The sequence below is a fragment of the Pedococcus sp. P5_B7 genome, assembly GCF_054049895.1.
This window is the reverse complement of the sequence record NZ_JBFULM010000001.1, coordinates 359,961-378,123: the sequence shown is the minus strand read 5'-3', so window position 1 is coordinate 378,123 and position 18,163 is coordinate 359,961. Positions and strand designations below refer to the sequence as shown.

General features: G+C 71.9%; 18 protein-coding genes. 7 read left to right on the top strand and 11 right to left on the bottom strand.

From position 1 onward, the window contains the following. The 4 genes from ACXJKD_RS01725 to ACXJKD_RS01710 all read left to right on the top strand — a co-directional run bounded on the left by ACXJKD_RS01725 (position 1) and on the right by ACXJKD_RS01710 (position 4,360). The gene (locus tag ACXJKD_RS01725) at positions 1-990 is read left to right on the top strand and encodes an ABC transporter permease (RefSeq protein ID WP_457252598.1); all 990 of its coding nucleotides are present in this window, start codon (positions 1-3) and stop codon (positions 988-990) included. Next, entirely contained in the window at positions 987-2,507 is a 1,521-nt protein-coding gene (locus tag ACXJKD_RS01720; protein WP_457252597.1) for an ABC transporter ATP-binding protein, read from the top strand. The genes ACXJKD_RS01725 and ACXJKD_RS01720 overlap by 4 nt, the downstream gene beginning before the upstream one ends. A gap of 88 nt (positions 2,508-2,595) precedes the next feature. Next, entirely contained in the window at positions 2,596-2,994 is a 399-nt protein-coding gene (locus ACXJKD_RS01715) for a cytidine deaminase (RefSeq protein WP_457252823.1), read from the top strand. Between the two features lie 76 nt (positions 2,995-3,070). Beyond that, complete coding sequence (locus ACXJKD_RS01710; protein ID WP_457252596.1) at positions 3,071-4,360, top strand: thymidine phosphorylase; 1,290 nt, start codon at positions 3,071-3,073, stop codon at positions 4,358-4,360. Here the strand turns inward: ACXJKD_RS01710 and ACXJKD_RS01705 are convergent. Both ACXJKD_RS01705 and ACXJKD_RS01700 read right to left on the bottom strand, forming a co-directional pair. Continuing rightward, complete coding sequence (locus ACXJKD_RS01705; RefSeq protein WP_457252595.1) at positions 4,341-5,345, bottom strand: alpha/beta hydrolase; 1,005 nt, start codon at positions 5,343-5,345, stop codon at positions 4,341-4,343. The two genes, ACXJKD_RS01710 and ACXJKD_RS01705, sit on opposite strands and share 20 nt — an antisense overlap. A 68-nt stretch (positions 5,346-5,413) precedes the next feature. Continuing rightward, complete coding sequence (locus ACXJKD_RS01700; protein ID WP_457252594.1) at positions 5,414-6,013, bottom strand: TetR/AcrR family transcriptional regulator; 600 nt, start codon at positions 6,011-6,013, stop codon at positions 5,414-5,416. Between the two features lie 101 nt (positions 6,014-6,114). Here ACXJKD_RS01700 and ACXJKD_RS01695 point away from each other — a divergent pair, with 101 nt between their 5' ends. Next, a complete protein-coding gene (locus ACXJKD_RS01695) occupies positions 6,115-6,480 on the top strand; it encodes a cupin domain-containing protein (RefSeq protein WP_457252593.1) in 366 nt (121 codons plus the stop codon). After that, positions 6,480-7,652 carry an adenosine deaminase gene (locus tag ACXJKD_RS01690; RefSeq protein ID WP_457252822.1) on the top strand — a complete coding sequence of 391 codons (1,173 nt, stop codon included), beginning with the start codon at positions 6,480-6,482 and terminating at the stop codon, positions 7,650-7,652. Before ACXJKD_RS01695 ends, ACXJKD_RS01690 begins: the two co-directional genes overlap by 1 nt. 11 nt (positions 7,653-7,663) lie before the next feature. Here the strand turns inward: ACXJKD_RS01690 and ACXJKD_RS01685 are convergent, their stop codons facing one another. After that, positions 7,664-8,488, bottom strand: a complete 825-nt coding sequence (locus tag ACXJKD_RS01685) for an RDD family protein (RefSeq protein WP_457252592.1) — start codon at positions 8,486-8,488, stop codon at positions 7,664-7,666. Positions 8,489-8,510: 22 nt separating this feature from the next. Here ACXJKD_RS01685 and ACXJKD_RS01680 point away from each other — a divergent pair, with 22 nt between their 5' ends. After that, entirely contained in the window at positions 8,511-9,506 is a 996-nt protein-coding gene (locus ACXJKD_RS01680) for a stage II sporulation protein M (RefSeq protein WP_457252591.1), read from the top strand. 42 nt (positions 9,507-9,548) lie between these two features. Here ACXJKD_RS01680 and ACXJKD_RS01675 read toward each other — a convergent pair whose 3' ends face one another. The 8 genes from ACXJKD_RS01675 to ACXJKD_RS01640 form a co-directional block, all read right to left on the bottom strand. After that, positions 9,549-10,841 carry a DUF58 domain-containing protein gene (locus tag ACXJKD_RS01675; RefSeq protein ID WP_457252590.1) on the bottom strand — a complete coding sequence of 431 codons (1,293 nt, stop codon included), beginning with the start codon at positions 10,839-10,841 and terminating at the stop codon, positions 9,549-9,551. Next, the gene (locus ACXJKD_RS01670) at positions 10,841-11,917 is read right to left on the bottom strand and encodes an AAA family ATPase (protein ID WP_457252589.1); all 1,077 of its coding nucleotides are present in this window, start codon (positions 11,915-11,917) and stop codon (positions 10,841-10,843) included. Before ACXJKD_RS01670 ends, ACXJKD_RS01675 begins: the two co-directional genes overlap by 1 nt. After that, a complete protein-coding gene (locus ACXJKD_RS01665) occupies positions 11,914-13,167 on the bottom strand; it encodes a DUF4350 domain-containing protein (RefSeq protein ID WP_457252588.1) in 1,254 nt (417 codons plus the stop codon). The genes ACXJKD_RS01670 and ACXJKD_RS01665 overlap by 4 nt, the downstream gene beginning before the upstream one ends. A gap of 17 nt (positions 13,168-13,184) precedes the next feature. After that, positions 13,185-13,832: a DUF4129 domain-containing protein gene (locus tag ACXJKD_RS01660; protein WP_457252587.1), complete on the bottom strand. Its 648-nt coding sequence runs from the start codon at positions 13,830-13,832 to the stop codon at positions 13,185-13,187. Next, positions 13,829-14,980, bottom strand: a complete 1,152-nt coding sequence (locus ACXJKD_RS01655) for a hypothetical protein (protein WP_457252586.1) — start codon at positions 14,978-14,980, stop codon at positions 13,829-13,831. The genes ACXJKD_RS01660 and ACXJKD_RS01655 overlap by 4 nt, the downstream gene beginning before the upstream one ends. Before the next feature lie 141 nt (positions 14,981-15,121). After that, on the bottom strand, positions 15,122-15,748 hold the full coding sequence (locus ACXJKD_RS01650; protein ID WP_457252585.1) for a uridine kinase family protein: 627 nt from the start codon (positions 15,746-15,748) through the stop codon (positions 15,122-15,124). Between the two features lie 3 nt (positions 15,749-15,751). After that, positions 15,752-16,672: an aldehyde dehydrogenase family protein gene (locus ACXJKD_RS01645; RefSeq protein ID WP_457252584.1), complete on the bottom strand. Its 921-nt coding sequence runs from the start codon at positions 16,670-16,672 to the stop codon at positions 15,752-15,754. Next, complete coding sequence (locus tag ACXJKD_RS01640) at positions 16,669-18,117, bottom strand: aldehyde dehydrogenase family protein (RefSeq protein ID WP_457252583.1); 1,449 nt, start codon at positions 18,115-18,117, stop codon at positions 16,669-16,671. Before ACXJKD_RS01640 ends, ACXJKD_RS01645 begins: the two co-directional genes overlap by 4 nt. Positions 18,118-18,163: the final 46 nt, after the last annotated feature.

Here is an 18,163-nt window from a genome sequence, read left to right as displayed (position 1 = left end):
ATGACGACCTTGCGGGAAAACCGACTGGTGGCAGCAGCCATTGCCGCGGTCGTCGTCGCCTCCTTCGTGTTCTACTTCGTCAACCAGAACGTCGCGACGTCGATGTTCAAGGGCGCGTGGTTCTTCGCCGTGCCACTGGTGCTCGGCGCCCTGACGGGTGTGGTGGGTGAGCGCTCTGGCGTCGTCAACATCGGCATCGAGGGGCAGATGCTCGTCGCTGCCTTCACGGCGTTCTTCACCGCGGCGGCCACCCAGTCCCTCGTCATCGGAGTCGTCGCGGGCATGCTCGCCGGCATCGCGATGGGCGCCTTCCTCGCCCTGACGACGGTCAAGGCCCTGATGGACCAGATCATCGCCGGTGTCGTCATCAACATCGTGGCCACCGGGCTGACGTCGTTCTTCTACCGGCCGGGCAAGGTCCTGACGGCCAACATGCCCCAGTGGGACATCCCCTTGCTGTCGAAGATCCCCCTCATCGGTGACGTGTTCTTCCAGACCGGCCCCATCGCCCTGTTCGCGCTGCTCAGCGTCCCCGTCATGCACTACGCACTCTTCAGCACCCGCTGGGGACTGCGCACCCGCGCCATCGGTGAGTACCCCTCCGCCGCCGACACCGCCGGGATCGACGTCATCAGGATGCGGCTCGTCAACGTCGCCCTCGGCGGGATCTTCGCGGGCGCTGCCGGGGCCTTCCTGTCCATGGAGGCCACGGCGGGCTTCGAGCGGGGGATGACCGCAGGCCGCGGCTTCCTGGCCCTGGCGATCCTCATCTTCGGCGGCTGGCGGCCCTTGCGCGTCTTCGCCGCGGCCCTGTTCTTTGGCTTCACCAACGCACTCGCCTCCCAGCTCCAGGGAGTCGTGCACATCCCCCAGCAGTTCATCACCCTGCTGCCCTATGTGCTGACACTCATCGTGCTGGCTGTCGCCGCCGGTCGTGTTCGAGCGCCCGGTGCCGTCGGCCAGCCGTTCGTGAAGGGAGTGGAATCGTGACTCAGCCATCCGGTGAGCGTCTGCTGGAGATCTCGGGACTGTCCAAGTCCTACGGCACGGTCCGAGCCAACCGTGACATCAGCCTGCACGTGGAGCGGGGCGAGATCGTGGCCCTGCTCGGGGAGAACGGTGCTGGCAAGTCGACGCTGGTCAAGCAGATCTTCGGCCTGGTCAAGCCCGACGAGGGGACGATCACGATCAAGGGTGACTCGAGTCCGATCAAGGATCCCAAGGACGCCATTCGCCGGGGCATCGGCATGGTCCACCAGCACTTCCAGCTCGTGCCGGTCATGACCGTGGCCGAGAACATGATCCTCGGCCACGAGACGACGAGCGGCGGCAGGCTCGACCTCGATGGGGCTCGCGCCATGGTCAAGGAGCTGTCGAAGAAGCACAAGCTCGAGGTCGACCCGGATGCCGAGGTGGAGGACCTGCCGGTCGGCACGCAGCAGCGGGTCGAGATCCTCAAGGCGCTCTCGCGCAAGGTGGACCTGCTCATCCTCGACGAGCCGACGGCAGTGCTCACGCCCCAGGAGACCGACGAGCTGCTCGGCGTCATGAGGGAGCTCGCCGCCGCCGGGACCTCGATCGTGTTCATCACCCACAAGCTGCGCGAGGTGGTCGCGGCAGCCGACCGCGTCTACGTGCTCCGTCAGGGCCAGGTGGTCGGTGAGGTGGAGACCGCCGCGACCGATGCCCGCGGCCTGGCCACGATGATGGTCGGGCGCGAGGTGGTGCTCCGGGTCGACAAGGGAGCCGCCAAGCCGGCCGACGACGTGCTGTCGATCAGCGACCTGGTCGTCCTCGATGACCGCCACCTGCGAGCTGTCGACGGGTTCACCCTCGACGTGCGGGCAGGGGAGATCGTCGGCGTCGCGGGAGTCGAGGGCAACGGCCAGCGCGAGCTCGTCGAGGCCATCGCGGGGATGCGTCCACCTCAGTCCGGTGAGATCTCGCTCTTGGGCAAGGACATCACGAAGGCCAACCCACGCGACACCCATCTCGCGGGCATCGGACACGTCCCGGAGGACCGCGAACGTCACGGTCTCGTGGCGTCGTACTCCCTGGCCGACAACCTGGTGCTCAACCGCTTCTCCGAGAAGCCGTTTGCCAACGGCTTCGTCCGCGACTTCGACGAGGTGCGCAAGAACGCCGAAGGGCTCTTCAAGCAGTTCGACATCCGGGCCGCGAGCGTCGCGGCGCTGGCCGGCTCACTGTCCGGCGGGAACAAGCAGAAGGTCGTCGTCGCCCGTGAGATGAGCTTCGGTCCGAAGCTCCTCCTGGCTGCACAGCCGACCCGCGGCGTGGACGTCGGCTCGATCGAGTTCATCCACCGGCGCATCGTGGCGGCACGGGACGAGGGCGCCGCAGTCCTCCTGGTGTCGGCCGAGCTCGACGAGGTCCTGGCTCTCGCCGACCGTATCGCCGTGATCCACCGCGGCAAGGTGGTCGCCGAGATGCCCGGCGACAAGGCCGATCGCACCGAGATCGGCCGACTCATGGCGGGCGACCACTAGCGTGTCCGTCCATCCTGGAGAGGGCTCGCAGGAGGGGTATGCCGCGGAGCTGGCTGCGCGGCATACCGCACCGCCTGCCCCGGAGGACGTGGACTGGGACGCCTTGCGCGCCAAGGCGATCGAGATCATGGGCAAGGCCTACGCGCCCTACTCGAACTTCCCTGTCGGTGTCGCCGGCATCGTCGAGGACGGCCGCGTCGTGGCGGGGTGCAATGTCGAGAACGCGGCCTACGGCGTGGGGCTGTGCGCCGAGTGCGGCATGGTCTCCGAGCTGCACGCGACCGGTGGTGGCAAGCTCGTCGCGGTCTCGTGCGTGGGTGGCGACGGCGAGCCGCTGATGCCGTGCGGACGCTGCCGCCAGCTGCTCTGGGAGAACGGCGGACCCGAGTGCCTGCTGCTCACCCCCGAGGGAGTGCTGCCGATGCGTGAGGTGCTGCCCCAGGCCTTCGGCCCTGACAACCTCACCGCGGCCCGTCACCCGGCCTGACTCACCCCGACAACCTGCCGTGTTGATGGGTGTCGGCGCGTGGTCTGCGCCGCGCGTCGTCTGACACGATGGCCCCATGAGTGAAGCCTTCGATGCCGTCGACGTCATCATCGCCAAGCGGGGCAAGGGCGAGCTGTCCGATGCCCAGATCGACTGGGTCATCGACGCCTACACGCGTGGTGCCGTGGCCGACGAACAGATGTCGAGCCTGGCGATGGCGATCCTGCTCAACGGCATGAACCGGCGCGAGATCTCCCGCTGGACCGGCGCGATGATCGCCAGCGGCGAGCGGATGGACTTCTCCGGTCTTTCGCGCCCGACCGCCGACAAGCACTCCACCGGCGGGGTGGGCGACAAGATCACCCTGCCGCTGGCGCCCCTCGTCGCGGCCTGCGGCGTCGCCGTGCCGCAGCTGTCAGGGCGCGGCCTCGGCCACACCGGTGGCACCCTCGACAAGCTCGAGTCGATCCCCGGCTGGCGGGCGGCGATGAGCAACGAGGCGATGATGCAGCAGCTCGAGGACGTCGGTGCGGTCATCTGCGCGGCGGGTGACGGCCTGGCCCCGGCTGACAAGAAGCTCTACGCCCTGCGTGACGTGACCGGCACCGTCGAGGCGATCCCGCTGATCGCGTCGTCGATCATGAGCAAGAAGATCGCCGAGGGCACCGGCGCGCTGGTGCTCGACGTCAAGGTGGGCAGCGGGGCGTTCATGAAGAACGTCGACGACGCCCGCGAGCTGGCCCGCACGATGGTCGACCTCGGCACCGACGCGGGCGTGAAGACCGTGGCGATGCTGACCAACATGCAGGTGCCGCTCGGCCTCACGGCGGGCAACGCGATCGAGGTGCGCGAGTCGGTCGAGGTGCTCGCCGGCGGCGGCCCTGAAGACGTCGTCGAGCTGACCTTGGCCCTGGCCCGCGAGATGCTCGCCTGCGCCGGTCGTGGGGACGTCGACCCCGCTGATGCCCTGAAGGACGGCCGGGCCATGGACGCCTGGAAGGCGATGATCCGCGCCCAGGGCGGAGACCCCGACGCGACCCTCCCGGTGGCCAGGGAGAGCCAGGACATCCTCGCTCCGGCCGATGGCGTGCTCACCCAGCTCGACGCCCTCAAGGTCGGCGTCGCCGCGTGGCGTCTCGGGGCCGGCCGGGCCCGCAAGGAGGACCCGGTGCAGGCCGGGGCCGGCGTGGAGATGCACTACAAGCCGGGGGCCACGGTCCGCGCCGGCGAGAAGCTGCTGACCCTGCACACCGACACCCCGGAGCGGTTCGACCGGGCGATGGAGTCCCTGGAGGGCGCGTTCACCATCGCCCCCGAGGGCTCGCGTCCCGACCTGCTGCCGTTGGTCATCGAGAAGATCGCCTGACGCGTTCGGCGGCTGCGGCCGCGAAGGACGCCACCCGCTCGACGACCTCGGGGCTCCACAGCACCCGGCGGTGACCGCGACCCTCGGTGGCCATCAGCCGGGCGTCGTGCCAGGCGTCCGTGATGCGCACGCCGGCGGCGAACGGTGCCTCCTGGTCGCTGTGGTCATGGACGACGAGCAGGTGCGGCAAGGACGGCTGCCGGGCGGCCATGGTGAGCAGGTCGAGCTCGGCCACGGGGATGCCCACCCGACGCTCGGCGCGGCGCACCATCGCCTGCTGGGACCGGGGGCCGACCCCGAGTGCCGCCGAGAAGACCGGCAGCATCGCCTCGACGCCGTCCGGTGGGGCGACGAGCACGAGCGAGTCGGGCTGCACCCCCAGCCCCAGGGCGTGCACCGCGGCGAGGCTTCCAGCGGAGTGCGCCACGACCAGCGTCGGACGGCCGAACTCGGCGACGACCGCCGTCAGGCCCTCGGCCATCTCGAGGAACGTCGTCGAGCGACCGCCGTGCACGCCCGGCCCGGAGTCGCCGTGGCTCGGGGCGTCGAACGCCACGACGCACAGGCCGCGGTCCAGGAGCGGCTGGACGTGGGCGCCGAGCTGCTGCCACCAGCCGCCCCACCCGTGCACGAGGTATGCCGTGGGGTTGCCCCAGTCGCCGTAGACCCGGCCGCGCACGGTGCCGTGGGCCCACCGCACGGCGAAGGCCTCGCCGCCGGGCGGCGTCCGGGCCGCGCGCACCGCTGCGGCCGGACTCGCCGGCAGCCGGAACCACAGGCGCTCGGCCAGCAGCCCACCGAGGGCCGGGGACCGACGCTCGAGCTGCGCGAACACCGTCCGCAGGGCCGGCGAGCCCGGGAGGCCGGTGGCCGGAACCGCGGCCTCGGTGGACGGCGAGGACGCCCGCGCTGCCGGGAGGGAGGCGACCACCGGCGAGCGCGGTGGACGGTAGAAACGATCGATCGTGCTTTTTTCAACGGACATGACTGAACCTCTCTGTGGGTGGGTGGTCTGGGGTGGGTGGTCTGGGGTGGGTGGTCTGGGATGGGTGGTCAGCTGCGGATGTGGTCGAGCAGGCGGTCGAAGGCGTCCTGGGCCCGACGCGGGGCGGCCGGGTCGTGGAGGAGCCGGGCCGAGAAGTTGTAGCCGAGGACGATGGCGAGCAGGTCGTGGGCGAAGGCCGCCGCGTCGGTGGTCTCGCGGAACTGGCCCTCGGTCATGCCGCCGCGGACGATGGTCTCGATGGTGTCGAGCAGGTCCCTCTCGATCTGCACGACCTTGGTGCGGACCGGACCATCGGGCTCGTCGTCGTACTCGCTCGCGACCGAGATGAAGATGCACCCGCCGGGCAGGGCGTAGTCGGCGTACCCGCCCCAGCCCAGCCACCGGTCGAAGAGCGTGCGCAGGCGCGGCTCACCGCGGGGCGCCTTGAGGGCGGGGCGGATGACGAGCTGGGTGAAGGCCTCGGCGGCGTAGTCCATGACGGCGGACTGCAGCCCCTCCTTCGACCCGAAGTGCGCGAAGAGGCCGCTCTTGGACATCTCCATGGCCTCGGCGAGGCCGCCGATGGTGATGCCGCGCAGGCCCACCTGGCTCGACTGCGCCAGCGCCACGCGAAGCACCGAGTCGCGGGTCTCGTCTCCCTTGCTCACCCGACAATAAAAGCACGATCGTTCGCATCGGTCAACCAGGTAACCCGGGTCCGCACGACGGCCGCCCGGCCCGGCCAGAGGCTCAGCACTAGGCTGACCTCGTGCCTGAGCTCATTGCGACCCCCACGACCATTCCCGTCCCCGGCGGCAAGATCATCGACGAGCACGTCGGCCGGGTGAACACCGGCAGCGAGGCCGTCTCGGTGGCCCACATGAAGGCGCCGGCCGACTGGACCGAGCCGTTCCAGGCGCCGGACTTCGACGAGATCACCCTCGTGATCTCGGGCGCCGTCCTGGTCGACCACGACGGTGGCCAGCTGCGCGTCGAGGCCGGCCAGAGCGTCGTCACCCGCGCCGGCGAGCGGATCCGCTACTCCACCGGGTCCGAGGGAGCCGAGTACGTCGCCGTGTGCCTCCCGGCCTTCAGCCCCGAGTCCGTCAACCGTGACGAGGAGGAGGGCGCGTGATCTTCGGTCGCAAGGGATCCAAGGACGACGCCGCCTCGGATCTGGAGGGCCAGGTCCTTCGCGCCCCGAAGGCGCTGCTGCACGACCACCTCGACGGTGGGCTGCGCCCCCAGACGATCATCGAGATCGCCGACCAGGTCGGGTATGCCGGGTTGCCGGCCTCCGATGCCGACGGCCTCGGCGCGTGGTTCCGGGACAGTGCGGACTCCGGCTCGTTGGTCCGCTACCTCGAGACCTTCGACCACACCCTCGCGGTCATGCAGACCACCGAGGGCCTGCGCCGGGTCGCTCGCGAGTGCGTGCTCGACCTCGCCGCTGACGGCGTCGTCTACGCCGAGAGCCGTTATGCCCCCGAGCAGCACATCTCCCAGGGCCTGGCGCTCGAGGACGTCGTCGAGGCCGTCAACGCCGGGTTCCGTGAGGGCGAGGAGCAGGCCGCCAAGGCGGGCACCCCCATCCGGGTGACCGCGCTGCTGACCGCCATGCGGCACGCCGCCAAGAGCACCGAGATCGCCGAGCTGGCGGTCCGCTACCGCGACCAGGGCGTCGCCGGGTTCGACATCGCCGGGGCCGAGGCGGGGTTCCCTCCCACCCGACACCTCGACGCGTTCGAGTACCTCCGTCGCGAGAACGCCCACTTCACGATCCACGCGGGTGAGGCGTTCGGGCTGCCGAGCATCTGGGAGGCGATCCAGTGGTGCGGCGCCGACCGGCTCGGCCACGGTGTCCGGATCGTCGACGACCTCACGGTCGGGGACAAGGCCTTCGGCGACGACGTCGCGGCGTCGGCCGCCGCCGACCCGGACGACGTGCACCTGGGCCGCCTCGCGGCATACGTGCGGGACACCCGCATCCCGCTCGAGATGTGCCCGAGCAGCAACGTCCAGACGGGAGCCGCGGAATCCGTTGCGCTGCACCCGATCTCGTTGCTCAAGCGACTGCGCTTCAGGGTCACGGTCAACACCGACAACCGGCTGATGAGCGGCACCTCGATGTCGCGGGAGATGGGCCTGCTCGTCCAGGACGCCGGGTGGACGATGGAGGACCTGCGCTGGGTGACCATCAACGCCATGAAGTCGGCGTTCATCCCGTTCGACGAGCGCCTCGCCATCATCGAGGGGGTCGTCAAGCCCGGCTACGCAGCCCTCGCGGCGCCGGTCCAGCAGGACTGACTGCTGCTGCGTCAGGGCGCGAACTGGTCTGGCGGCAGGAGCCGCGCGAGGCGCTGGTCCTCGCGGGCCAGCCGCGCGGCGTCGCGGCGACGACGGTCGGCGATGACGGCGGCCAGCACGTGCTCGGCGTGGAAGCCGACCGGCGGCGGGGGCGAGACGTGGGGTAGCACCGAGCGCAGCAGGGCCTGACCGAGTTCGTGTCGCGAGGCCGGGTTCAGCCCCTGAGCGCGCCCCAGGAACTGGCGCACGGCGATCGCCAGGCCCGGCGGCAGGGCGGCCAGGTCGGCACCAGCCGCCCACTGGGCCAGGGGTGGCGGCATGACCGGCGGCGGGAGCAGTCGCAGCGACGCCCGCTGCGACACGACGTAGGTGCCGGCCGCCATGTCACCGAGGCGCTTGGCCCGCGGGCTGACCAGGGCTGAGACCAGCGCGCCGGAGCCCAGGAGCAGGTAGATCTCGGGCCAGCCGACCAGGGCGCGGGTGATCGCGTGGCGGGCGGTGATGGGTCCGCCGTCGTCGCGCACGACGCGCAGGCCGAGGGCCAGCTTGCCCAGGGTGCGCCCGCGGGTGACGGTCTCCACGACGGCGGGGAGGGCGACGGTGACCCCGACGACCAGCAGGATCGACACCGTGCGGCCCACCGCCGACGAGGTGCCGCCGAAGACGATGCCGACGAGGATCGCGCCCACCACGAGGACGACGGCCGCGACGAGCAGGTCGATGACCCCGGAGGCCGCCCGGGAGGGGACCCCGGCGATGGGCAGCTCGACTGCGACCCCCTCGCCGGTCACCATGTCGTCGCCCGCGTAGCTGCGGTAACCGGCCCCCGTGCTCATGGCCGAAGCATAGAGTGGCGCCGTGGACCTGGATGCGTATGTCGCCGCACGCAGCCGGTACTGGGGGCGTCTGGAGGAGCTGGCCACTCGACGTCGGCTGACCGGCGCGGAGGGCGACGAGCTGCTCGACCTCTACCAGCGGGTCTCGACCGACCTGTCGGTGGTGCGGTCGGCCACCCCGGACCCCTCGGTGGTTGCCTACCTGTCGATGCTGCTGACCCGCGCACGGGTCACCATGGTGGCCACGAAGACCACCACGTGGTCCGACCTCCTCGGTTTCTTCACCCGCACCTTCCCGGCGGCCCTCTACCGCACGCGGTGGTGGTGGGTGACGACGGCGCTGTCCAGCGTGCTGGTGATCGCCCTGGTCGCGGCCTGGACGCTCCAGCACCCCGAGGTCTACACCAGCCAGCTCACCCCGGCCGAGATCAACGCCTATGTCGGCACCGACTTCGAGCACTACTACAGCGAGTTCCCGCACCACGAGTTCGCCACCCTCGTGTGGGTCAACAACGCCTGGGTCGCGGCCCAGTGCATCGCGCTCGGCGTGTTGGGCCTGCCCGTGCTCTACGTGCTGTTCAGCAACGTGCAGAGCGTCGGGGTGATCGCCGCCCTGATGATGGCCAACGACCGCACCAGCCTGTTCTTCGGGCTGATCCTGCCGCACGGCCTGCTCGAGCTCACCGCCGTGTTCGTCGCCGCCGCGGTGGGTCTGCGGCTGTTCTGGTCGTGGGTCGAGCCCGGTCCGCGGACCCGGCTGCAGGCCTTCGCCGCCGAAGGGCGCACTGCGGTCGCGATCGCCATGGGGCTGGTGGCCGTCCTGCTGGTCAGCGGCACGATCGAGGGTTTCGTCACGCCGTCCGGCCTGCCGACCTGGGCCCGGATCGGGATCGGCGTGGTGGCCGAGTCGACCTTCCTCGCCTATGTGTTCGTGGTGGGGCGTCGGGCCCACCAGGCCGGCGTGACCGGGGACCTCGAGGCCCGCGACGTGGGCGACCTGGAGATCGTCGCCGCCTGACCCTGCGACCGACGGGCCTGCGCCGTCGGCCCGGTCACCGGCTCAGAGCAGCCCCTGTCGCTTGAGCATGAGGTAGTGGTCGGCGAGCCGCACCGGCAGGAGCTCCGGCGGCTCGTCGAGCACGTCGACCCCCAGGTTGGCGAGGGCCGCGGCGGTGCGGCGGCGCAACGCCGTCGTCCGCTCTGCAGCGGCGGCGTCGTAGACCTCGGCCACGGTCGAGCGAGCGGTGCGCATCCGTCCGACCGCCGGGTCGGCGACCGAGGCGACGACCACGCGGTGGTGGGCGCTGAGGGAGGGCAGGACCGGCACCAGCCCCCGCTCGACGGCCGAGGACTCGAGCGGGGTGAGCAGCACGACGAGGGCGCGCTGCGTGCCGAGCCGCTGGATCTCGGTCGCCAACAGCCCCCAGTCGGCCTCGATCAGCCTGGCCTCGACCGGTGCGAGCGTGCTGATCGTGTCGTGCAGCAGCTTCGCCCGGTCGGCACCGGCGACCCGCGCCTGCACCACCCGGTCACCGGCGAGCACCTGCACCCGGTCGCGGGCGTGGCCGGCCAGCGCGGTCAGGAGGAGGGCGGCGTCCATGGCGGCGTCGAGCCGCGGGGCGTCGTCGACCCGACCGGCAGACGTGCGCGACGTGTCGACGACGATGACGATCCGCCGGTGCTGCTCCGGCTGCCACGTGCGCACCACGAGGTGCTGACGGCGAGCGGTGGCGCGCCAGTCGATGCTCCGGACGTCGTCGCCCTCGACGTAGTCACGCAGGCTGTCGAACTCGGTGCCCTGTCCACGGGTGCGCAGGGCCGCCCGGCCGTCGAGCTGGCGCAGCACGGCCAGCCTGCTGGGCAGGTGCTTGCGCGCCGGGAACGGATGCAGGGTCCGCAGCTGTCCGGGCACCTCGAAGGAGCGCTGTCGGGCCGCCAGCCCCAGCGGACCGGTCGAGCGGACCGTCACCCGGTGGGCGGCACGGTCACCCCGGCGGGTGGGGTGCATGGCGGTCGTGATCCTGGTGCGCTCGCCCGCGGCGAGGTCGAGGGTGTGCCGGGTGGCGTCGGCCCCGGCCGACGGCGGCCACGCGTCGCGGATCGCCCCACGCACCCTGCGGCGGCCGCTGTTGGTGACCAGCACCGAGGTGGCGGTGTCCTCACCGAGGCGCACCTGACCGGGCCCCTCGCGGGTCAGGATCAGGCCGCGCGGCGAGGACGCGAGCAGGACGTCGAGCCCGATGAGCAGCAGCATGACGACCCACCACCACCGCACCGTGTCGCCGTGCGGCCACACGGCGACCGGCGCCAGCCCCAGCAGGGCCAGCGCGACGGCGCGGTAGGTCAGGGCCATCAGCGCGGAACCGGCACCGCTCCGAGTGCGCTCTCGAGCACGGCAGTCACGCTGACGCCCTCGAGCTCGGCCTCCGGCCGCAGCGACAGCCGGTGCGCGAGCGTGGCGTGGGCGAGCGCCTTGACGTCGTCAGGGGTCACGAACCCACGACCGTTGATCCACGCCCACGCGCGGGACGTCGCCATCAGCGCGGTCGCCCCACGGGGGCTCACCCCGAGGGCGAGCGACGGTGAGTGCCGGGTCGCCCGGGCGATGTCGACGATGTATGCCGTGACCTCGTCGGAGATCTCGACGGTGCGGACGGCCGCGGCGCCGGCTGCGAGGTCGGCGGCCGAGGCCACCGGACGAAGACCGGCCGAGTGCAGGTCGCGCGGGTCGAAGCCGGTGGCGTGCCGACGCAGGACGGCGATCTCGTCGTCGCGCGGCGGCAGGGGGAGGGTGACCTTGAGCAGGAACCGGTCGAGCTGCGCCTCGGGCAGCGGGTAGGTGCCTTCGTACTCGACGGGGTTCTGCGTGGCGGCGACCATGAACGGCTGTGGGAGCGGGTGGGCCCGGCCGTCGACGCTGACCTGGCGCTCCTCCATCGCCTCCAGCAGGGCGGACTGCGTCTTGGGAGGCGTGCGGTTGATCTCGTCGGCCAGCAGCAGGTTGGTGAAGACGGGGCCCGGCCGGAAGGTGAAGTCACTGTTGGCGGCGTCGTAGACCAGCGAGCCGGTGAGGTCGCCGGGCATCAGGTCGGGGGTGAACTGCACCCGCTTGGTCTCGACGTCGAGGGCCGCCGCGATGCTGCGCACGAGCAGGGTCTTCGCCACGCCGGGCACTCCCTCGAGCAGGATGTGCCCCTGCGCCAGGAGGGCGACCAGCAGGCCCGCGACGGCCGCGTCCTGCCCGACGACCGCCTTGGCCACCTCGGCGCGCACGGCCAGCAGGGCGGCCCGCGCATCGGGGGCGGCGGCGGGGGGACCAGCTGCCGCCGACGGGGGCGTGACGGCGGGTGCTGGTGGCCCGCCCGCGGCGGGTGGGTCGAGGGGCTCGTGGCCCTGGGCCGGCGAGGGGAACTGGTGCTGGTCGGTCATGACGTACGGACTCTCTCCTCGAGGTCGGCCAAGGCGTTGGCCAGGGTGTGCAGCTCGACATCAGTGGTGGGCGGCGGCCCGGTGAGCAGCGCCGCGACGTGCGTCGGCGGCATACCGGAGGCTGCTGCGGCAGCAGCCTGGACCGCCGCCACGGCGTGGGGTGACAGCGCGAGCCGTCGGGCCAGCCGCTCGGTGCTGCCCAGTCGGAGCACCGCCGCGGCGCGTCCGCGGTCACGGGCTCGGCGGTAGATCCGACCGCGGCTCTCGGTGGTCTCGACCGCCCGCACGACGACCGGCAGTGGCTCGGTGACCAGGGCCCCCATGCGGCGTCCGCGCACGAACGCGAGCACGACCACGGCGGTGCCGAGGATGACGGCCGCAGGGGTGAGCCACTCGGGCCAGGCCGACGGGCCGGTGCCGCCCACGCTCGCGAGGTCGCCGATGCCCGGCTGGTACCAGACGAGGCGCGGCGAGTGACCCAGGGCCCGGACGGCCAGACCGGCGTGCGACTCCTCGCCCACGAACCGGTTGGTGAAACCACTGCCGACGCCGACGGCCACCACCTCGGGGTGTGCGGCGTCAGCGGGCACCGTGGCGAAGGCTGCCCCGAACCCGAAGTCGGTGGGCGCGGCCGCATCGTCGCCGCGGGGGTTGGGCAAGGCGAAACAGAGGGTGGCCGCAGGACCGCCACCCCGGCCGAGGGGCACGAAGCGGGTGTCGACCACCGACGCCGTGTCGTCGGGGCGCGCGACCGTGGAGCGGCAGCCGGCCGTGACGGTCACCTGCGTGCCGAGGTCGCTGGAGGTGAGGGGCAGGTCGAGCGTGGCCAGCTGCTCGGCCGTCGGGGAGACCAGGACGAGCCGGTCGGCCCCGGAGGTCGCCTCGCCCAGGAGCTCGGTGCTGTCGCTGCCGAGGTAGGCGGGGTTGCCCACGACCACCGTCGTGCCAGGGCCCGGGTCGGCGTCCAGGAGCTCGTCGGCGGTGCGGACGACCTGGACCTCCACCCCGTGGTCGCGCAGCACCTCGACGAGGACGCGGCCGCCCAGGGGGCCGGCGTCGTCGGGGTCGAGGACCTGGTCGGGCGCACTGGTGGACAGGGCCATGGCCACCAGCGCCGCCACGCCGATCGCGACCACGAGGGCCCAGACCGCGCGGCGGCGCACCCGCGTGGCGAGGCCGGCGCGCGCGGGCGGCTCGGTCACCGGGTCGGTCACCGGGTCGGTCACCGGGTCGGTCACCGGGTCAGTCATGGGGGCAGCGGGGGCGGTCACGGGCCGACCAGCTGGCCGAGGGTCGGTCGGACCGCGCGGAGCGTGGTGTCGAGGTCGGCGGCGGCCATGGCCCGGGCCTGCGTGGTGCGCCGGTGGCCGTAGCGGACGGCGTCGAACTCCGTCGCGCTCGCGGCGAGGGACTCCGCGTGCGCGGGAAAGACCGGCGCGAGCGCGAGGGCGACCTCATGGGCGGTGCGTCCGGGCAGGTCGGTCAGCAGGGCGCGTTCCACCGCGGCGGCAGCCAGGGCGCGGTAGCTGTCGAGCAGGACGGCGTCCCAGTCGCCGCGGGCACTCGCCTCCCCGGCGCGGGCGCGGTAGTCGGCGGCGCTGAGCCCTTCGTCGTCGACCACTGTCGTGCGAGCGCGGCCGGCGCGGGTCGACGGCTCAGTCCTGAGCAGCCGCGCCACGACCAGGGCGACGACCGCCAGGACCACTGCCACGACGAGGGCAGCACCCCAGGCGGGGATCAGCCCGGCTCCCGGCTGGCCGCTGAGGAGGTGCTGCAGCCACTCGACGAACCGCTGCCACGCCGAGGGCTCGGTCGTGTACCGACCCTTCGCCAGCTCGTCGAGCACCCACTGCCGGGCCTCGGGGGAGCTCGGGTCGAGCGGTGGCCCGTCGAACACGGAGGTGGGACTCGTCATCTCGCGGCGTTGGCTCCCCGCGCCTGGCTGGCGGCGTCGGCCTGGGCGGCGGTGATCAGCTGCACGTCGAAGCCCTCGCGCCGGATGCGCTGGTCGACGTAGAGCAGCGCATCGACGCCGGCCGTGAACGGGGTGGTCAGGGCGCCGGTGATCAGTCCCGTGACGCCGGCCACGATGGCCTGGAAGACGTAGAGGTTCTGCGGGTCTCCCGTCGCGATGATGCCCAGCCCACCCATGAGCCCCAGCGGGAAGGCCACGATCTGGGCGGCGAGGCCCACGATGAAGCTGGTGAGGAGCCGGATGCCGAAGACCCGCCAGAACTGGCTCCCGGACGTGAGTCGCCACGACCGCGCGACGCCCTGTCCCACGCCGACCTTCTCGAGGACCACGGCGACCCCGACGAAGGCCAGCCGGGTGGAGAGGAAGAGCACGAGGAGGATGGCCACGAGACCGGCGAGGACGGCGAAGAGGATCGCGCCGACGAGCCCGGAGTCGTCGTAGGACGTCGCCGCACTGATGACCGCGATCACCGGCAGCACGAGAATGACGGCGAGGACCAGCAGGATGGCCAGACCGGTGACGACGGTTGCCCCCACGAGGGGAAGCAGCCGACTGCGCGTGCCCTCCCAGGTCTGGCCGGCGGTGACCTTGCGCCCCATCACGGCCTGGCTGATGACGAACGCCACGAACCCCGTCAGCAGAACCGCCGACGCCGACGTGCCCAGGGACGGGACCAGTGACCCGAGCGTGCCGGCGAGCGGGAGCGGGTCTGCCGTCGACTGGGGGCCGATGTCGATGTCGAGGGACTCCTGCGACGCCAGCCAGGCGCCGAACGCGGTGGTCGGCACGAGGAAGATCAGCGTCGTGACGAAGGCCAGTCCCATGGTGGCGGCGACGTTGCCCCGGATCGCCTTGATGACGGCACCGTAGAGGTCGCCGAGGTTGAGTGGGCGCAGCGGGATGATCCCGGGCCGGAACTCCATCGCGGGGTGCGCGCCCCAGGGCTGCTGCCCCGGCGGACCCAGCGGTCTTCCAGCGGGAGGCTGGGGCGCGGGCAGGTGTGGGTATGCCGGGTGCTCACCCGGCGGGGTGGCCTGCGGTTCCGCGGGTCCACCGGTGCCGGGAGCCACCCACTGCGGGTCGGTCATGTGCGTACTTCCCCCTCGCTGACGTGCTGGCACCCTAACCGACGGAGGTGTCATCCGGGCGCCGAGCCACGAGATTGGGCGAGGCTCGGACGGGCCGCGGGCCCGCGGCATACCGGGTCGTGGAGGACCCCGGAGCGAAGGTCAGCGGGCGAGGGCCGACAGCAGGGGTTCGAGGTCCTTGGCCCGCGCGGAGACGGCTCCCAGGGACTCCTGCCGGGCCACGACGCGGGGCTCGGCACGCATCAGCGCGAGGCCACGGCGCACGAGGGTCCACGGCGGCTTGCGGTGCTCGGACAGGTCGCGCAGCAGCCGCCAGACGAACGTCACGACCCGGTGGTGGTGTACGCAGTAGGCGCCCGCGAGCAGTCCGCGCTCGCGCAGGTCGCCGATGATCTCGGCGGCGAAGATGCCCTCGGCGAGGACCAGGTCGTGGGGGTCGGCCCGCACGATCGCGGTGTCGACCGCCCTGCTGAGGGAGATGTCGTAGACCGGGGTCTGCACCTCGCCCGTCGCGACCAGGGTGCTCAGCGCCTCGACGGCCGCGTCCCGGTTCCACGAGTCGGGGTGGTCCCAGTCGACGATGCCCAGCTCCTCGCTGCGGGGCATCGCCGGGTCGTCCTCGTCGCGGTAGAAGTCGTCGAGGCGCACGATCGGCCAGCCGTGCGCTCCCTGGAGCCGGGCCGCGAGCCGGGACTTTCCGGCGCCGCTGGGACCGGCCAGGACGACCACCCGGGCGGTGGTGGTCGCGTCCGGTGAGGAGGAGGTCAAGGGTCAGCGACCCTTGGGGTGCCAGACCGTCTTGGTCTCGAGGAACGAGGTGATCCGGCCCAGGTCGGGAGTGCGCGACCAGTCGGGCTCGATCGCGTCGGACCCCTCACCCTCTGGACGGACGACGCGCTTGAGGTTCTCGGCGGCGGCCAGCTCGAGGTCGCCCCAGCTCACGCCGTCCGCGTCGGCGGCACCGGTGAGGTCGATGGCGTTGACGTCGCGGTGCGACGCGAGCCACGGCGCCACCTCAGCGGTGCGCCCGGTGATGAGGTTGATGACCCCGCCCGGGACGTCGGAGGTGGCGAGCGCCTCGGACAGCGTGATGGCCGGCAGCGGCCGCAGCTCGCTGGTGAGGACGACCGCGGTGTTGCCGGAGCAGACGACGGGAGCCAGCACCGACACGAGGCCGAGCAGCGAGGAGCGCTGCGGGGCCAGGACGGCGACGACACCGGTCGGCTCGGGTGCGGAGATGTCGAAGTACGGGCCTGCGACCGGGTTCAACCCGCCGAGGACCTGAGCGAGCTTGTCGGTCCACCCGGCATACCAGACCCAGCGGTCGATGGCCTGCGAGACGATCGTCTCGGCACGACGCTCGGCCACGCCCTCGCTGGCGCGCACCTCCGCGACGAACTGGGCCCGACGGCCCTCCATCACCTCGGCGACGCGATAGAGGACCTGACCGCGGTTGTATGCCGTGGCGCCGGCCCAGCCGGCGAAGGCACCTCGGGCGGCGACGACCGCGTCACGGGCGTCCTTGCGCGAGCCCTGGGCGGCGTTGGCGAGGAACCTGCCCCGGCCGTCGACGACCTCGTAGGAGCGGCCCGACTCGGAGCGGGGGAACTTGCCGCCGATGTAGAGCTTGTAGGTCTTGCGCACGTCGACGCGTGCATCGCTGCTCGTCGACCTCGTGGCGGTGGGGCTCACTTGCTGTCTCCCGTCGTGACGTAGGCGGCGAGGCCGTGGCGGCCACCTTCGCGGCCGTAGCCGGACTCCTTGTAGCCACCGAAGGGGCTGGTCGGGTCGAACTTGTTGAAGGTGTTGGCCCACACGACACCGGCGCGGAGCTGGTCGGCCATCCAGAGGATCCGCGAACCCTTCTCGGTCCAGATGCCCGCGGACAGCCCGTAGGGCGTGTTGTTGGCCTTGGCGACGGCCTCGTGCGGGGTCCGGAAGGTCAGCACCGACAGGACCGGTCCGAAGATCTCCTCCTGCGCGATCCGGTGGGTCTGGCTGACGCCGGTGAAGACCGTCGGCCGGAACCAGAAGCCCTTGCTCGGCAGCTCGCAGCCGTTGTCCCAGCGCTCGGCACCCTCGGCCTCGCCGGCAGCGGTGAGGTCGACGATGCGCTGCAGCTGGGCCTTGGAGTTGATCGCGCCCACGTCGGTGTTCTTGTCGAGCGGGTCGCCCACGCGCAGCGTCTCGAGGCGGCGCTTGAGCCGCTTCTCGACGTCGGCCGCGATGTTCTCCTGGACCAGCAGGCGCGACCCGGCGCAGCAGACGTGGCCCTGGTTGAAGAAGATGCCGTTGACGATGCCCTCGACGGCCTGGTCGAGCGGCGCGTCGTCGAACACGATGTTGGCGGCCTTGCCCCCGAGCTCGAGGGTGGCCTTCTTGCGGGTGCCGGCGATCGAGCGGGCGATCATCTTGCCGACGCCGGTCGAGCCGGTGAAGGCCAGCTTGTCGATGTCGGGGTGGTCGACGATCGCCTGTCCGGTGGCGCCGGCGCCGGTGATGATGTTGACGACGCCGGGCGGCAGGTCGGCCTGCTGCACGACCTCCGCGAACAGGAGCGCGGTCAGCGGCGTGGTCTCGGCCGGCTTGATGACGACGGTGTTGCCGGTGGCCAGTGCGGGCGCGATCTTCCACGCCAGCATGAGGATCGGGAAGTTCCAGGGGATGACCTGGCCCACGACCCCGTGGGGCCGGGGGTTGGTGCCGAGGCCCGCGTAGTCGAGCTTGTCGGCCCAGCCCGCGTGGTAGAAGAAGTGCGCGGCGGCCAGGGGCACGTCGACGTCGCGGCTCTCCTTGATCGGCTTGCCGTTGTCGAGGCTCTCCAGGACAGCGAACTCGCGGGCGCGCTCCTGGAGGATGCGGGCGATGCGGAAGAGGTACTTGCCGCGGTCGGCGCCGGACATCCGGCCCCAGGCGCCGTTGTGGGCCCGGCGGGCGGCGGCCACGGCGCGGTCGACGTCGGCTTCGCTGGCCGAGGTCACCTCGGCGAGGACCTCCTCGGTGGCGGGGCTGATCGTCTTGAAGGCGGAACCACCCTGCGACTCGGTGAACTCACCGTTGATGAACAACCCGTAGGAGGGCTTGATGTCGACGACGGCGCGGGACTCCGGCGCCGGTGCGTACTCGAACTTGGCCATGGCTTGGGGTTCCTCAGGATCCGTCGGGTGCGGGGGGCTGCTGGAG

Excerpts from the sequence above, each read along its gene's own strand:
- ACXJKD_RS01660 (WP_457252587.1), bottom strand. The coding sequence starts at position 13,832 with ATGACGAGTCCCACCTCCGTGTTCGACGGGCCACCGCTCGACCCGAGC.
- ACXJKD_RS01655 (WP_457252586.1), bottom strand. The coding sequence starts at position 14,980 with ATGACCGACCCGCAGTGGGTGGCTCCCGGCACCGGTGGACCCGCGGAA.
- ACXJKD_RS01640 (WP_457252583.1), bottom strand. The coding sequence starts at position 18,117 with ATGGCCAAGTTCGAGTACGCACCGGCGCCGGAGTCCCGCGCCGTCGTC.
- ACXJKD_RS01705 (WP_457252595.1), bottom strand. The coding sequence starts at position 5,345 with ATGTCCGTTGAAAAAAGCACGATCGATCGTTTCTACCGTCCACCGCGC.
- ACXJKD_RS01725 (WP_457252598.1), top strand. The coding sequence starts at position 1 with ATGACGACCTTGCGGGAAAACCGACTGGTGGCAGCAGCCATTGCCGCG.
- ACXJKD_RS01675 (WP_457252590.1), bottom strand. The coding sequence starts at position 10,841 with ATGGCCCTGACCTACCGCGCCGTCGCGCTGGCCCTGCTGGGGCTGGCG.
- ACXJKD_RS01665 (WP_457252588.1), bottom strand. The coding sequence starts at position 13,167 with ATGACTGACCCGGTGACCGACCCGGTGACCGACCCGGTGACCGACCCG.
- ACXJKD_RS01685 (WP_457252592.1), bottom strand. The coding sequence starts at position 8,488 with ATGAGCACGGGGGCCGGTTACCGCAGCTACGCGGGCGACGACATGGTG.
- ACXJKD_RS01710 (WP_457252596.1), top strand. The coding sequence starts at position 3,071 with ATGAGTGAAGCCTTCGATGCCGTCGACGTCATCATCGCCAAGCGGGGC.
- ACXJKD_RS01670 (WP_457252589.1), bottom strand. The coding sequence starts at position 11,917 with ATGACCGACCAGCACCAGTTCCCCTCGCCGGCCCAGGGCCACGAGCCC.